The organism is Roseovarius dicentrarchi, from assembly GCF_003316635.1.
Taxonomy (GTDB): domain Bacteria; phylum Pseudomonadota; class Alphaproteobacteria; order Rhodobacterales; family Rhodobacteraceae; genus Roseovarius; species Roseovarius dicentrarchi.
On the sequence record NZ_QNQP01000012.1, the window covers coordinates 67106 to 82215 of the forward strand.

General features: G+C 63.7%; 15 protein-coding genes. 7 read left to right on the forward strand and 8 right to left on the reverse strand.

Annotated features, from left to right (window positions below; genetic code table 11):
- Positions 1-17: 17 nt before the first annotated feature.
- A complete protein-coding gene (locus tag DQ230_RS10305) occupies positions 18-413 on the forward strand; it encodes a metallopeptidase family protein (RefSeq protein ID WP_113912514.1) in 396 nt (131 codons plus the stop codon).
- A 53-nt stretch (positions 414-466) separates the two neighbouring features.
- Here DQ230_RS10305 and DQ230_RS10310 read toward each other — a convergent pair whose 3' ends face one another.
- Positions 467-2131: an NAD+ synthase gene (locus DQ230_RS10310; protein WP_113912515.1), complete on the reverse strand. Its 1665-nt coding sequence runs from the start codon at positions 2129-2131 to the stop codon at positions 467-469.
- 270 nt (positions 2132-2401) lie between these two features.
- Here DQ230_RS10310 and DQ230_RS10315 point away from each other — a divergent pair, with 270 nt between their 5' ends.
- Both DQ230_RS10315 and DQ230_RS10320 read left to right on the forward strand, forming a co-directional pair.
- Entirely contained in the window at positions 2402-3880 is a 1479-nt protein-coding gene (locus DQ230_RS10315; RefSeq protein ID WP_238987493.1) for an MORN repeat-containing protein, read from the forward strand.
- Between the two features lie 36 nt (positions 3881-3916).
- Positions 3917-4363: a GFA family protein gene (locus DQ230_RS10320; protein WP_113912517.1), complete on the forward strand. Its 447-nt coding sequence runs from the start codon at positions 3917-3919 to the stop codon at positions 4361-4363.
- 6 nt (positions 4364-4369) lie between these two features.
- Here the strand turns inward: DQ230_RS10320 and holA are convergent, their stop codons facing one another.
- Genes holA through leuS form a run of 3 tightly spaced genes read right to left on the reverse strand, consistent with a single transcriptional unit; the run spans position 4370 to position 8416 of the window.
- The gene (gene holA, locus DQ230_RS10325; protein WP_113912518.1) at positions 4370-5395 is read right to left on the reverse strand and encodes a DNA polymerase III subunit delta; all 1026 of its coding nucleotides are present in this window, start codon (positions 5393-5395) and stop codon (positions 4370-4372) included.
- Positions 5392-5883: an LPS assembly lipoprotein LptE gene (gene lptE, locus DQ230_RS10330; protein WP_113912519.1), complete on the reverse strand. Its 492-nt coding sequence runs from the start codon at positions 5881-5883 to the stop codon at positions 5392-5394. Before lptE ends, holA begins: the two co-directional genes overlap by 4 nt.
- Positions 5870-8416: a leucine--tRNA ligase gene (gene leuS, locus DQ230_RS10335; protein ID WP_113912520.1), complete on the reverse strand. Its 2547-nt coding sequence runs from the start codon at positions 8414-8416 to the stop codon at positions 5870-5872. Before leuS ends, lptE begins: the two co-directional genes overlap by 14 nt.
- A 150-nt stretch (positions 8417-8566) precedes the next feature.
- Between leuS and DQ230_RS10340 the strand changes: the two genes are divergently transcribed.
- The gene (locus DQ230_RS10340) at positions 8567-9817 is read left to right on the forward strand and encodes a glycosyltransferase (RefSeq protein ID WP_113912521.1); all 1251 of its coding nucleotides are present in this window, start codon (positions 8567-8569) and stop codon (positions 9815-9817) included.
- Between the two features lie 58 nt (positions 9818-9875).
- Here DQ230_RS10340 and DQ230_RS10345 read toward each other — a convergent pair whose 3' ends face one another.
- On the reverse strand, positions 9876-10376 hold the full coding sequence (locus tag DQ230_RS10345) for a DUF3576 domain-containing protein (RefSeq protein ID WP_113912522.1): 501 nt from the start codon (positions 10374-10376) through the stop codon (positions 9876-9878).
- 161 nt (positions 10377-10537) lie between these two features.
- Here DQ230_RS10345 and DQ230_RS10350 point away from each other — a divergent pair, with 161 nt between their 5' ends.
- On the forward strand, positions 10538-11185 hold the full coding sequence (locus tag DQ230_RS10350; RefSeq protein WP_113912523.1) for a YggS family pyridoxal phosphate-dependent enzyme: 648 nt from the start codon (positions 10538-10540) through the stop codon (positions 11183-11185).
- Positions 11186-11272: 87 nt separating this feature from the next.
- Here DQ230_RS10350 and DQ230_RS10355 read toward each other — a convergent pair whose 3' ends face one another.
- The 3 genes from DQ230_RS10355 to DQ230_RS10365 form a co-directional block, all read right to left on the reverse strand.
- Entirely contained in the window at positions 11273-11647 is a 375-nt protein-coding gene (locus tag DQ230_RS10355) for an H-NS histone family protein (protein ID WP_113912524.1), read from the reverse strand.
- Positions 11648-11906: 259 nt separating this feature from the next.
- A complete protein-coding gene (locus tag DQ230_RS10360; protein ID WP_113912557.1) occupies positions 11907-12383 on the reverse strand; it encodes a L,D-transpeptidase family protein in 477 nt (158 codons plus the stop codon).
- A 20-nt stretch (positions 12384-12403) separates the two neighbouring features.
- Complete coding sequence (locus DQ230_RS10365; RefSeq protein ID WP_113912525.1) at positions 12404-13429, reverse strand: NAD(P)/FAD-dependent oxidoreductase; 1026 nt, start codon at positions 13427-13429, stop codon at positions 12404-12406.
- Positions 13430-13492: 63 nt separating this feature from the next.
- Here DQ230_RS10365 and mnmC2 point away from each other — a divergent pair, with 63 nt between their 5' ends.
- Entirely contained in the window at positions 13493-14170 is a 678-nt protein-coding gene (gene mnmC2, locus DQ230_RS10370) for a tRNA (5-methylaminomethyl-2-thiouridine)(34)-methyltransferase MnmC2 (RefSeq protein WP_113912526.1), read from the forward strand.
- Complete coding sequence (locus DQ230_RS10375; RefSeq protein ID WP_113912527.1) at positions 14167-15033, forward strand: DMT family transporter; 867 nt, start codon at positions 14167-14169, stop codon at positions 15031-15033. Before mnmC2 ends, DQ230_RS10375 begins: the two co-directional genes overlap by 4 nt.
- Positions 15034-15110 lie beyond the last annotated feature (77 nt).

Sequence of the window (15110 nt, forward strand, 5' to 3'; positions counted from 1 at the left end):
AGCCCATATAAGCGTGTATGACGCAGCACATCCCCAGCCTTGACCAGATCGAACAGATGGCCCGCGACACCGTCGCCGATCTGCCCGCCCCCTTTGCCGCTGCCGCCGCCGATGTCGTGCTGCGCGTTCTGGATATGCCGGATGCGGCCATGCTGGCCGATCTGGGCATGGACAACCCGATAGAGCTGACCGGCCTTTACGAGGGTATTCCGATGACTGAAAAATCGGTCTCCTACCCCGCGCCCTGGCCCGATACCGTATGGCTGTTCCGCCAGCCTATCCTGGCGGAGCTGGCAAGCCGCGAGGGCGTGACATTGCACGACCTGATCGCTCATATCACGATCCACGAATTCGCGCATCACTTCGGCTGGTCCGACGATGATATCGCCACGATAGACCGCTGGTGGGAATAGGCGCAGGCCCTTTCTTTTTGCCTTAAATATCCCCGCCGGAGGCATAAAATCTCTTATTCCCCGCCATCGTCCCGCCAGCGGTTCACAATCGGATAGCGCCGGTCAAGCCAGAACGCATGTTTGCTCAGACGCGTGCCGGGCGCGGATTGGAAGCGTTTGTATTCGCTGATGTAAATCAAATGCTCGACCTTCTTCACATCCGTCCGGTCATACCCGGCGGCAACGCAATCGGCGACGCTGGCATCGCCATCGATCAGCAATTCCAGAATACCGTCCAGCACCGGGTAATCGGGCAGCGAATCGCTGTCCTTTTGATCTGCGCGCAGCTCGGCCGAGGGCGGCTTGTCGATGATGCGGTTTGCGATCACCTCGCCCTTCGGTCCCATCATCCAGCCGCGATGATGCGCGTTGCGCCAGCGGCAAATGTCGAAGACGCGGGTTTTGTACAGATCCTTGATCGGGTTGTAGCCGCCATTCATATCGCCATAAATCGTCGAATAGCCCACCGCCACCTCGGATTTGTTGCCGGTGGTCAGCAGCATCTCCCCGAATTTGTTGGACATCGCCATCAGCAAAAGGCCCCGCAGGCGCGATTGGATATTCTCCTCGGTCACGTCGGGCGCGGCGCCCTCGAACAGCGGCGCCAGTGTCGCGGTGATCGCCGCGCGCCCCTCGGTGATCGGCACGAAATCATAGCGGCAGCCCAGCGCGTCGGCGACGGCCTGCGCATCGTCCAGTGACCCCTGCGACGTGTATTCCGATGGCAGCATCACGCAGCGCACATTATCCGCGCCCAGCGCATCGACAGCAATCACCGCGACGATGGCCGAATCCAGACCGCCCGACAGGCCCAGCAGCACCTTGCCAAAGCCCGCCTTGCGCAAGTAATCACGCAAGGCCACGACCATCGCGTGATAATCCTGCTCCAGGCTGTCCGGTATGGGGGCCAGATCGCCCTTTTGCGCCGTCCAGCCCTCCGGCCCGCGGGTAAAATCCACGTGACGCAGCGCATCCTCGAACAGCGGCATCTGCACCGCCAGCGCGCCGCCGGGGTTCAGCACGAAACTGCCACCGTCAAACACCTGATCGTCCTGCCCGCCGGTCATGTTCAGGTAAACCAGCGGCAGACCCGTCTCGATCACGCGGCTGACCATGATGGTCTGGCGCACCTCCATCTTGCCGCGATAATAGGGCGAGCCGTTGGGCACCAGCAACAGCTCGGCCCCGGTTTCCTCCAGCGTCTCGGACACGTCCTCGTGCCAGGCATCCTCGCAAATCGGGCTGCCGATGCGCATTGGCCCCACCGTATACGGGCCGCTCGGCGGCGCCGATCCGTAAAGGCGTACCTCATCAAAAACCGTCTCATTCGGCAGGTGATGTTTCAGCACCCGCGCCGACACCGTGCCGCCCTGAAGGATGTAGTAGGCATTGCACAGCTCCGCCCCTTCCACCGCAGGGCCGCCGATACCGATGGCCGGACCGTCTGCACAGTCCGCCGCCAGTTGATGAATCGCGGCGATCGCGGCCTGATGGAACGCAGGCTTCAGCACCAGATCCTGAGTGTTGTAGCCGGTAATGAACATCTCGGGCAGCGCCAGCATGTCGGCGCCCGCATCGCGCGCGTCCGCCCATGCCGCGCGGGCCTGCTCGGCATTGCCTGCAATATCGCCCACGGTTGGATTTAGCTGGGCAAGGGTCAGGCGAAATCGGTCAGGCATGGGCGTTTCCTTTGTGTTGTCCCGCCCTGATCTAGAGTGTTTTCGCGCGCACCCCAATCGCAGAATGCCGCAAAACTGCCCTTTGCCACAGATCGCTTCCGGCGGCACCGGGCCGACGGGGACGAATCGCGTTGCCCCGAGGGGGGCGGTCCATTACTTTTGCCCGAAGGTCGCGTCATCGGCGCGGCGGCAAGGCATCCGGGGCGCAGCATGAAATTCAATTTGAAACGACAGACTTTTCTCGCCGCCACAGTGGCGCTGGCCTCCGGGATGATGGGCGCGCAGCTGGTGGCGCAGGACGGCACCATTGAGACCAAGCAATATGACGATGGCGGCGTCTATGAGGGCACGTTCAAGGACGGGCTTCAGCACGGCACCGGCACCTACACCCTGCCCAATGGCTATGAATACAGCGGCGACTGGCAGGAGGGCGAAATCAAGGGTCGCGGCGTCGCCCGCTTTCCCAATGGTTCGGTCTATGAGGGCGAATTTGCCCTGGGCAAGCCCAATGGCACCGGCAAGATCGTGTTCACCGATGGCGGCACCTACGAGGGCAGCTGGCTGAACGGCAAGATCAACGGGCGCGGCATCGCCATTTATGCCAACGGCGTGCGGTATGAGGGCGAATTCATGAATGCCATGCACCACGGGCGCGGCACGATGACATCGCCCGGCGGCTATATCTATGAGGGCGATTGGGTAGAGGGTGTCAAGGACGGCACCGCCTCCATCACCTATCCCGACGGCGCCACCTACGAGGGCGAGGTCAAGCGCGGCGCACGTGACGGCACCGGCACGCTGACCATGCCCGATGGTCTGATCTATGCGGGCCTGTGGAAAGATGGCCAGATCGACGGCGAGGGCAAGCTGACCCAGCCCAATGGCGATGTCTATGAGGGCGCGCTGGTGGCCGGCCGCCGCGAGGGGCAAGGCCGCGTCGTTTATGACAATGGCGACATCTACGAGGGCGCGTTCAGCGATGACAAACGCGACGGTCAGGGCACATTCACCGGCACCGATGGCTATGTCTACACCGGATCGTGGGTCGCGGGCAAAATTGCCGGCACAGGCCGCGTCACCTACCCGGACGGATCGGTTTACGAGGGCGATTTCCGCGACGATCTGGCCAATGGCGAGGGCAAGATCACCTATCCCGACGGCGCCACCTATGACGGCCAATGGACCGATGGCGTGATCGAGGGGCAAGGCCGCGCCACATATCCCAGCGGTCTGGTCTATGAGGGCATGTTCAAGAACGCCCGCAACCACGGCCAGGGCGTGATGACCTACGCCGATGGCTATCGCTATGAAGGCGAGTGGGCCGATGGCGAGCGGCAGGGCCAAGGCACCGCCACCTATCCCGATGGCACCGTCTATACCGGCAGCTTCGTCGCCGGCCAGCGCGACGGCATTGGCAAGATCGTGATGCCCGACGGGTTCACCTACGAAGGCGAGTGGAAAGACGGCGAAATCAACGGCACCGGCGTTGCCACCTATGTGAATGGCGACGTCTACGAGGGGCTGTTTGTCGATGGCAAGCGGCAGGGCGCCGGCACAATGCGTTATGCCTCCGGTCAGGAAGAAACCGGCGATTGGCAGGACGGCGCATTGCCGACAGGCACGCCTGTCGATGCGGCGGCGCCGGACACCCCGCCGGACAGCACCGAAGACACCCCGGCAGACACCCCGGCAAACGGCGCAGCAGACAGCGCGCCCTCCGGCGAGGATGCCACCAGCAGCACACAGTAACCCCCGCGCAAACGCGCCCAGACCGAGGATACTCAAATGCCCCATACCGGATCATGCCTGTGCGGCGCCGCCAGATTCAGCTTTGACCACCCCGTCAGCGAAACAGGTGCCTGCCATTGCGGCATGTGCCGCAAATGGTCGGGCGGGATCGTTCTGTCGGTTCAGGTGCCGGGCGATGCGCTGAAGGTCACGGCGCACGACACGATCAAGATCCACACCTCATCCAAATGGGGCGAGCGGGCTTTTTGCGGCAAATGCGGCAGCGGCCTTTGGTATCGCCTGACCGCGCCCGGCCCGCAGCACGGGATGCATTACATCAACATGGGCACGCTGGACGATACCGACGGCATCACCCTGACGCATGAGCTGTTCATTGATGCCAAACCGGCAGGTTACGCGCTGGAGGGCGATCACACGCGCATCACCGGCGCCGAATTCTTTGCAATGATCGAAGCCGAAACCGGACCGAAATACCCCGAATAGGCCGCTTTAGCGCCGCACCGTCATCGCCAGCCGGATCAGCGCGCGTTCGACCAGCGGCATCTGCGGCGCTGTCTGCGCGGCGGATCGCAGCGCCAGATCGGTTTCGGTCAAAAGGCCCAGCGCCGTTTCCAGATTGGCCGCGCCCCATGCCTGCGCCTGCCGCTGCATCCGGTCGCGGCGGGGGCCGAACACCGGCGGGCGCATCCGCGCGATGCCTTGGCTTACGCCGCCGGGATCGGACGCCGCCGTGTAAAGCGTGCGAAAATGCCGCGTTGCCGCGATGCACAGCGCGACGGGCTGCACCCCTTGAGCGCGCAGCCGCTTCATCATCGGGCCGATCTCGCCCGATCGCGATTCGGCCACGATATGCAGGATATCATCCAGATCCGCCTCGACCGAGGCGGGCGCGCAGGCGGCGATATCCTCGGGCGTCAGCGGCGCGGTATCGTCCAGTTTATAAAGTGCCAGCTTGTCCATTGTCTGGCGAAAATCGCCGGGGTCCAGCGCGCGCGCCAGATCGTGCAGATCGCGCAGCGCGTCCTGCCCGATATTCTTCAGCCCGGATTTTGCCAGCGTTTCCTCGATTTCGGCGCGGCTGGGCGGCTCGTCATAAATCGCGGCGATATAGGCATTCTTGTGCGCCTCGAACGTCTTGCGCAGTTTCGATGTCGGCTTCAGCTGCCCCGCCGTCACGATGATCTGCGCGTCCCCCTCTCGCCAATCCTGGAGCGCGGCAAGGATGGGCGCCGCCATCGCCTCGGTCGCGTCCTCGACGAATGCGACACGCGGGCCGGGAAAGAAACTGGCCGCCTTGACCGCATCGTTCAGGCGCGCCGGATCCTTGCGCAGCTCGCCCGCCGCCATGCGGGTTACGCGCATTTCCTCCTCGCCGGTGGGGCCGACGAGTGCGGCGATCACCTCGGCCCGGCGCAGGGCGATGCGCATGGGATCGGCGCCATATATCAGCAGGCCCGCGCGCGCAGGGTCGGGGCGCGCGAAATATGCGGGCGCATCGCGGGGGCTGAGTTTCATATGTCTGCGGCTGGAACGGCCACGATCAGGCGCGTCACGATCTGATCGGCAAGGATATTCATCAGCCGCCCCCGCGCATCGCCTTCGGAGGCTTGCGTCGCCACGGTGGAGCCGGACGCGGAGTAGCCGACAAAGTTGCTGACCTTGCCAGACGTGATGACCGCGCCCGTGTCCAGATCGCGCAGCGCATAGGTGGCATCGCCCAGCAGGTTGAACCGGGTCGTCACGTTGGCCTTCGAGATGGCTATGGATTCGCTGCCGACGTCAATCGCATAGCTCAGCCCGTATTGCCCCGGATTGGCGCGGCCCAGCCGCGTCTCCAGCTCGCGGGTCAGCAGATAGGCGTCCCGCGTGATCGGTTCATCGACCAGCACCTTGCCGTGCAGCGCCGTGCCGGCGCCGTTCGGGCCATACACCGGGGCAAAGCCGCAGGCGGGAACCGCGGCAAGCGCGGCAAGGCAAAAGTGGCGTCTGTTAAACGACGACATTGACGATCCTGCCGGGGACGACGATGATTTTCTTTGGCTGGCCCCCATTCAGCGCACGCTGCACAGCATCGGTTGCCAGCGCGATCTTTTCAACCTCGTCCTTGGGCATGTCCTGCGGCACCTGAATTTCGGTGCGCCGCTTGCCGTTGATCTGCACGGGCAAGGTGATGGAATCGTCCTGCATCATTGCCGGATCGGCCACCGGCCAGGGCGCGACGGCGATCAACCCTTCGCCGCCCAGCATCTGCCAGATTTCCTCGGCCAGATGCGGCGTCATCGGCGACATCAGCTGCGCCAGCGTGCGCGCGGCCTGCCGTTTGGCATCGGTGCCGGCCTCACTTTTCGCCAGCACCCCGGTAAAGGCATAAAGCCGCGCAATCGCCGCGTTGAAGCCGAACGATTCGACGCCCCCCGTCACATCATGGATCGCCTTGTGCATCTCGCGCAGCAGCGCCTCGTCGGCCTCCGCAGTGCCTTCGGCGCCCCCTTCCGCGATCTCGGAGGCGATGCGCCAGACGCGCGACAGGTGCTTGTGCGCCGCTTCGGCGCCCGAGGCTGTCCACTCCACGTCCCGCTCGGGCGGGCTGTCGGACAGCACGAACCAGCGGGCGGTGTCGGCGCCGTAGGAATTGATGATGCCGATGGGATCCACGACGTTTTTCTTTGATTTCGACATCTTGGCCGAGGGGACGATCTGCACCGGTGTGCCATCGGCCAGTTTGCCGTCTGTCACATCCTCGGGCAGATGATAGACGGGGCGGCCATTGTCGCCCGGCGTCTGGTAGATCTCGTGCGTGACCATGCCTTGGGTGAAAAGCGCGTTAAACGGCTCAGACGCCGATTTGGGCAGGTGGCCGGTGATATGCATCGCGCGCGCAAAGAAACGGCTGTAGAGCAGGTGCAGAATCGCATGTTCGACCCCGCCGATATACTGATCGACATTCATCCAGTATTCCGCCGCCGCGATATCGGTGGGCGTGTCGGCATGGGGCGCGGTGAAGCGCACGAAATACCACGAGCTGTCGACGAAGGTATCCATCGTATCCGTCTCGCGCCGGGCATCCGCGCCACATTTAGGGCAAGGTGCCTGCCGCCATGTCGGGTGGCGATCCAGCGGGTTGCCGGGCACGTCGAACGTCACATCGTCCGGCAGGCGGATCGGCAGGTTTTCCTTTTTCTCCGGCACCACGCCGCAGGTGTCGCAATGCACCACCGGGATCGGGCAGCCCCAGTAGCGTTGCCGCGACAGGCCCCAGTCGCGCAGGCGATATTTGGTCACGCCCTGCCCTACGCCGTTCTGCTCGCAGAAGGCGATGGTCGCCTCGATCGCCGCGGCGCCGGTCTGCCATGTGTCGCCCGCGATGGTGCTGACGTAATGCACCGGCTCGGTTTTTGGTGGCACGTAAGGGGCGGTCAGGTGCGGGTCTGCATCCTCGGCCGGCAGAAACGCGGGGATGATCGGCAGGCTGTATTTCGTGGCAAAGTCAAAGTCGCGCTGGTCATGCGCGGGCACACCGAAAATGGCGCCGGTGCCGTAATCCATCAGGATGAAGTTGGCCACATAGACGGGCAATTCCCACGATGTATCAAAGGGATGGCGCACGGTCAGGCCGGTGTTGTAGCCGCGCTTTTCCGCCTTCTCCAGCGCCTCTTCGGTGGTGCCGCCCTTGCGGCAGTCCGCATTGAAGGCGGCCAGATCGGCGTCGTCCTTCTCCAGATGTTTCGCCAGCGGATGATCGGGGGATATCCCGACGAAGCTGGCGCCCATCAGGGTGTCGGGGCGGGTTGTATATACTTCGACGCGGTCGAACCCCTCCGGCCCGTCATTCAGGCCGAAGGCAAACTGAAGCCCGCGCGATTTGCCGATCCAGTTTTCCTGCATCAGCCGCACCTTGGCGGGCCAGTCATCTAGCGTATCCAGCGCCTCCAGCAGTTCCTCGGCCATGTCGGAAATGGCAAAGAACCACTGCGTCAGCTCGCGCCGCTCCACCTCGGCGCCGCTACGCCAGCCGCGGCCATTTTCGACCTGCTCATTGGCCAGAACAGTCATATCCACCGGATCCCAGTTGACGACCGCGTTCTTGCGATAGACCAGCCCAGCCTCCAGCATATCGAGGAAAAGCGCCTGCTGCTGGCCGTAATATTCCGGATCGCAGGTGGCGAATTCGCGGGACCAGTCAATCGACAGGCCCAGCGGCTTCATCTGGTCGCGCATGTCTTTGATGTTCTGATAGGTCCAGTCCTTGGGATGCCCGCCCGACGCCATTGCGGCGTTTTCTGCCGGCATGCCGAACGCGTCCCAGCCCATCGGATGCAGCACGTTATGGCCCGTCGCCAGCTTGTGCCGTGCGATCACGTCGCCCATCGTATAATTGCGAACATGGCCCATGTGGATACGGCCCGAGGGATAGGGGAACATCTCCAGCACGTAGTATTTCGGCTTGGCCGGATCGTTGCCTGCGCGGAAAATTCCGGCGTCATCCCAGGCTTTGCGCCAGTTGGCTTCGATTTGGGCGGCGGAATAACGGGGCATGGCGGCGGCTTTCACTGAGGTCAATACGTCAGGTCCGGTGATAGGCGCAGCGGCGCGTATCGTCCAGTGGCGAGGCGCATATTTGCAAGGGTTTGCACGTGCGCAAGACCTGCCTATAACGGTGCAGAGCGATATTGCAGGGCCGGGCCAATGAAAATCCTATTCATCCATCAGAATTTTCCCGGCCAGTTCAAACACCTGGCGCCAGCGCTGGCAGCGCGCGGCGATGACTGCACCGCGCTGACGCTAAAGGTAAAAGAGCCGACCGACTGGAAGGGTGTGCGCGTTCTGCCTTATACATTGCCGGAGCGGAAGGGACAGAACGTTCACCCTTGGCTGGTGGATCTGGACACCAAGGTCACGCGCGGCGAGGCATGCTGGCGCGCGGCGCGGCGCCTCGCGGATGAGGGATATGTGCCGGATCTGATACTTGCCCATCCCGGCTGGGGCGAATCGATGTTCCTGCGCGATCTGTGGCCCGAGGCGCGCATGGGTCTGTATTGCGAACTCTATCACGAGGCGGGCTATCCGCATCTGGATTTCGACCCCGAATTTCGCGCGAGAGAGCCAGAGGTGCAGCCCCTGCGCATCCGGCTGAAGAACCTGAACAACCATCTGCACTTCCCATATGCCGAGGCCGGCCTTAGCCCCACGACGTTTCAGGCCGATACGTTTCCGGATGAATTTCGCCGCCGCATCACCGTGGCGCATGACGGCATTGACACCAACTGGTCGGCGCCGGATGCCGGTGTCGCGCTGAAATTAAAGGGATTTCCCGACTATACGCGCGAGACGGAGATCATCACCTTCGTTAACCGCAACCTTGAGCCGTATCGCGGCTATCATATTTTCATGCGCGCCCTTCCCGACCTGCTGCGCGCCCGGCCAAAGGCGCGCGTCATCATCATAGGCGGTGATGAGGTCAGCTATGGCAGCGCCCCGCCCAAGGGCAAAACGTGGAAGCAGATCTTTCGCGATGAGGTGGCGGGCCAGATCAGCGACGCCGATTGGCGCCGCGTGCATTTTCTGGGCCGCATTCCGCATGATCAGTTCACCCGCGTGCTGCAAATCAGCCGCGTGCATGTCTATCTGACCTATCCGTTCGTGCTTAGCTGGTCGCTGATCGAGGCGATGTCCTGCGGCGCGGCCATCGTTGCCAGCGACACGGCCCCGGTGCGCGAGGTGATCGCGCATGACCAGACCGGACGGTTGGTGGATTTCTTTGACCGTGCCGCGCTGGTGCGCGAGGTTTGCGATCTGCTGGAGGATCCCGGCGCGCGCGCGCGGCTGGGTCAGGCCGCGCGGAAACATGCGGTAGAGGCATATGATCTGGAAACCATCTGCCTGCCCCGGCAGATCGCGTGGGTCGACAGCATCATGCCGATGCCCGTGGTATCCTGACGCGGCAAGCCCGGCGCCGCGTCACAGTTGCGCAATCACACCCGCGCAAAGGATCCGATCAGAAATTGCCCGCCTGAATACGCAATTGCCGCGCACGCGACAGGATCGCATCTTCGACCGCGCGGCGCGTTCCCGCATCGACAGGGCCGCTTTGCGTGGACAGCGACAGGTTGAGCGACCGCGCGTCAAGCGCCGGATCGCTGATCAGGATCGTGGCGCGATAGGCGCGTCCGCCGCCCGGCGGCACGCCGTAGCCGGTGGAAATGACGCCGGTAAAGGGATCAGCCGACTGCACCGGCAGGAAATCCAGCACCTGAAGCGACGCCGTCCAGAGGAAACGGTTCACCTTGACGCTGGCATCCTTGTTCTTGAAAATTTCAAGGATACTGCTGCCCTGCTCGCCCGGCGCCTTGCCGACGCGCGCGGGGCCCTTGGCCTCCCGCCCGCTTTTGATCTGCATGGCCTCGCGGTCCAATGTCGGCGGCTCGTCACCGCAGGCCGCAAGCATGCCGAGGGCCGCAAGAGCGATCACCGCGCGTTTCACCGAAAAAAGCATCATATTACCGTCCGACGTTGACTTTCCCCCTAGTAACCAACGCGCGCCCATGGGGCAAGCTGTTTGCAACCCGTATCGACGGCGCGCGCGATGACGCTTTGCATCCCGGTGGTCCGAATGATTAGATAAGGGCAATCTTCAACCATACATTCAAGGGTGCCCCCATGAGCCTTGCCGATATCACTGCCCGCGTGGATGCCGCAATTTCCGCCGCCGGGCGCAGCCCGGACAGCGTTTCGCTGATTGCGGTGTCCAAAATGCAGCCGAACGCGCGCGTCGAGGCCGTTTTGCGCGAGGGGCATCGCAGCTTTGGCGAAAACCGCGTTCAGGAGGCAGGCGGGAAATGGCCGGAGTTTCGCGAGGCTTTCGATAATATCGATTTGCACCTGATCGGACCGCTGCAATCAAACAAAGTGCGCCAAGCCTTCGATCTGTTTCAGACAATCCATTCGGTCGACCGGCCCAAACTGGCGAACGCAATCGCGCGCATCGCCGATGAGCTTGGCCATTGCCCCGATTTGTTTTTGCAGGTCAACACCGGCGAAGAGGATCAGAAAGCCGGCGTCATGCCAGCCGATGCCGATGCGTTCATTGCCCAGTGCCGCGATCTGAACCTGCCGGTAAAAGGCCTGATGTGCATTCCCCCGGTGGATGAGGAGCCCAGCCTGCATTTCGCGCTATTGGCGAAAATCGCGGCACGGAATGATCTGGCGGGACTGTCGATGGGAATGAGCGGCGATTTCGAAAGCGCCATCGCCCAGGGCGCCACCCATATTCGCGTCGGCAGCGCCATTTTCGGGGATCGCGATTAACGCGACTTCCATCATGCACGCCACAAAAAAACCGCCCGCGGCATCAAGCCTGCGGGCGGTTTTAATTTATACGCGAGCGTTCAGGGTTCAGACGTTGTCTGTGTCTGTCGTGTCCACGCGCAGCGTTTCCAGATCAACGCCGCTTGCCTCTGCGTCCTTGATCCACTGGGGCCGGCGTCCGCGCCCGCTCCACGTCAGGGAGGGGTCGATCTGGCTGCGGTATTTGACCGGCGCGGGAACGCGCATTGCCTTGGGGCTGGCACTGATTCCGGCCGGCTGCGATCCTGTTCCGTCGCCAAGCAACTCATTCAGGGAATACCCCAGCTCCTTGGCCTTTTCCTTGACCGCGTTAAACGCTTCTTTGCGCTGCCGCTTGTCGCGGCCCGCCATTTCACGCTCGACTTTCTTTTGCAGTGCTTTCAATTCCTGTACGCTCAGGGATTTCAGATCGAACTTTGCCATTGTTTCCTACATTCGGTTTGCAACAGTGTCTTTAACAGTCCCTTTAAATGAATTAATCGAGATGTGCAAAAGAAACCTTGACAAGGTGCGTGGAGAAACTTCGACCACTCAAGGGGGTGGCGCCGACCCTGGTTTTATTGCCAGCCGTATTCGGGCTGTGCCATTTCTCGCACAGGCTTTGCGAAACCCAGTGTTTTAATATGCATCGGCCATGACCTTGAACCAAAGGTGCGCTTTGCATCTCGTCCCTTTGTTTCAATTAAACAATTAAACGTGTGCCGGGCACGGCCATCGCTGCAATCGCGTGCAGATCATCGCGGCGCAATGCAATGCAGCCTTCGGTCGGATATCCCGGCCTGCGCCATTGATGGATGAAAATGCAGCTGCCCCGCCCCGGCACCGCCTCCGGCCAGTTCCAATCTGTCACCAGCACCAGATCATACAGCGGATCGGCGCGGCGCAATGCCTCGTGGCTGGCAGTATAGGGGGCGCGAACCCATTGGTTATAGGCCGGATCGCGCATATCATCGCTCCATAGATCGCCGGTGCGGATCGGGCGCGCCCATGGCGCCGGGCGCGGCATACGGTCGGGCCGGTAGAGCGTCATCGCAATGCGGTGGATACCCGCCGGAGTTGCGCCATCGCCCTCGCGCTTGGCTGGGGATATGCCGCCCTTGCCGATGCTGCACGGGTATATCCGCCCGCCAAATCGCAGGCCCATCGGCGTCAGGACCATATCGCGCACGCGCGCCCCGCTCACAGCGAGGCCTCCGGACGGAACCCATCGGGGATGGTATCGCGTCCCTCCAGCAGCAGATCGGCCATCACCTGCCCCACCTTGGGCGCCATGCCAAAGCCGATCTTGAACCCGCCATTGGCGATGAACTGCCCCGGATGCAGCGGATGGGCGCCCAGCATCGGCGCGCGGCTGCGGCTGCGCGGGCGCAACCCGGCCCAGCGGCGGATGACGCGGGCCTCTTGCAGCGGCGGATAAGCGGAGCGCGCGGCGGCGATGACATCCTCCAGCAGGGCGTCGCAGTGCAGCCCGTCAAAATCGCGCTCGGTCGTGGATCCGATGGCGGTGGTGCCATCCTCATGCGGGACGATATGCATGCCTCCGGCGAATATCTGCGGATGGTCCGGCAGGGCCAGATCCATCAGCGCCGCCTGCCCCTTGATCGGGCTGCCCACCTGACGGGAATGCGCGGCGTTCAGCGCCGCAAGGTCTGCCGCCCCCGTCGCCCGGATCACCCGGCCCTCATCGGCGCCCTCGGTACGGATCACCGCGCCCTTGGCCAGCAGCGCGGCGGCCAGCGCGGCGCAGGCGCGGCCCGGATGCAAACGCGCGGTCAGCGTGTCGTGAATCACCTGTCCGCCCGCGCCGCCCGGCGGATGCGCAAATTCCGCAGCATCCGCCACACGCCAGACCGCCCGCCCCTGCCAGAGCGTCTGCGCCGCGACCCCGCGCGCCGCCGCCAGCGCCGCGCCCCCCGGCTCCAGCGGTTGCAGCCGGCCGGTGCGCGCATAGCCGGGGGCGTGGCCCGAAACATCGGCCACTTCGGCCCAGAAGCTTTTGGCCATCAGCAGGCTGTCCAGCTGAAACGCCTTCTTGTCGTTCCAGTTTTCCGGCACATGCGGCGCCAGCGCGCCGACGATCCCGCCCGAGGCACCTGCGCCCGGCCCGAATGGGTCGATCACCTGCACCGCCGCGCCGCGCCGGACGCAGGCCCATGCCACTGCCAGCCCGAAAATACCCGCGCCCCGCACCGTTATATCGGCCATTGCCATTCGCCCTGCCCCCCTGCATGCTTTGCCGTCTGAAACCATTGCATAAAGGACAGCGTCATGCAGGACCAGCGCGCCCGGCTGGACTGGCGGGCGGGCGATGTGCCGGTGTCGCGCCAGTATGAGGATCCGTATTTCAGTCTGGATGACGGGCTGGCCGAAACGCGGCATGTGTTTCTGGAGGGCAATGACCTGCCGGGCCGGTTTTGCGACGGCTTCCACGTGGCCGAACTGGGCTTTGGCACCGGGCTGAACATGCTTGTGGTGGCCGAGGCATGGGCCGCGCACGGCGCCCCCGGCACGCTGCACCTGACCTCGTTCGAGGCGCATCCGATGGACGCCGCCGACATGGCGCGCGCGCTGGCGGCCTTTCCGGCGCTGGCACCGCGCGCCGCGCGGCTGCTGGCGGGCTGGGAAAACGGCGCGGCGCGGATTGATCTGGGCGATGGCGCGCGGCTCGCGGTGATTGCAGGCGACGCGCGCCAGACGCTGCCGCGCTGGCAGGGGCGCGCCGATGCGTGGTTCCTTGACGGCTTTGCCCCGGCGCGCAATCCTGAACTGTGGGAGCCGGCGCTGTTGGCAAGCGTTGCGGCGCACACGCGGCCCGGCGGAACGGCAGCCACTTACACGGCGGCGGGCCATGTGCGCCGGGCACTGGCCGAGGCCGGCATGGACGTGACACGCACGCCCGGCTATGGCCGCAAAAGACACATGACCCGCGCAAGGATGCCACAATGACCGAACAGAACACACGGCTGGGTATCCTGCTGATGCTGGCGACCACGCTGGTCTTTGCGGTTCAGGACGGGCTGTCGCGCCATCTGGCGGGCGAATATAACGTCTTTATGGTCATCATGATCCGCTACTGGTTTTTCGCCGCCTTCGTGATCGCCATTTCCAAACGCAACGCGGGCGGCCTGCGCGCCGCCGCGCGCACGACGCAGCCGGTGCTGCAAACTGTCCGCGCGCTACTGCTGGTGACGGAAATCTGCATCATCGTGCTGGGCTTTACGCTGCTGGGGCTGGTGGAAACGCACGCCGTCTTTGCCTGTTATCCGCTGCTGATTGCCGCCCTGTCCGGCCCGGTGCTGGGCGAGCGGGTGGGATGGCGGCGCTGGACGGCGATTGCCATCGGCTTTGTCGGGGTGCTGATCATCCTTCAGCCCGGCGTGACAGTGTTCGAGCCTGAGGCGGTGATTCCCCTGATCGGCGCGCTGATGTTTGCGCTATACGGCCTGCTGACGCGCTATGCGGCGCGGCGTGATACGGCGGCGACCAGTTTCTTCTGGACCGGCACGGTTGGCGCCATCGGGATGACCTGCATCGGTGTCTGGTTCTGGGAACCGATGGTGCTGGCCGACTGGGGCTGGATGTCGGCGCTGTGTCTGACCGGGGTGCTGGGACATTTCACGCTGATCAAATGCTATGCAGTAGCCGAGGCCAGCGCGGTGCAGCCCTTTGCCTATCTGCAACTGGTGTTCATTTCGATCATCGGTGTCGCGGTGTTTGGCGAGACGATCCGCACGAATGTGGCGATCGGTGTGATGGTGGTTGTCGGCGCGGGGCTGTTCACGCTCTGGCGGCAGCGCAAGGCCGCTTAGACCAGATTGCCCGCGCCGCGACCGCGACGCCATGCCGCATGGCACCGCGCCGCTCTGCCTTGGCGGTGGCGGGTGCG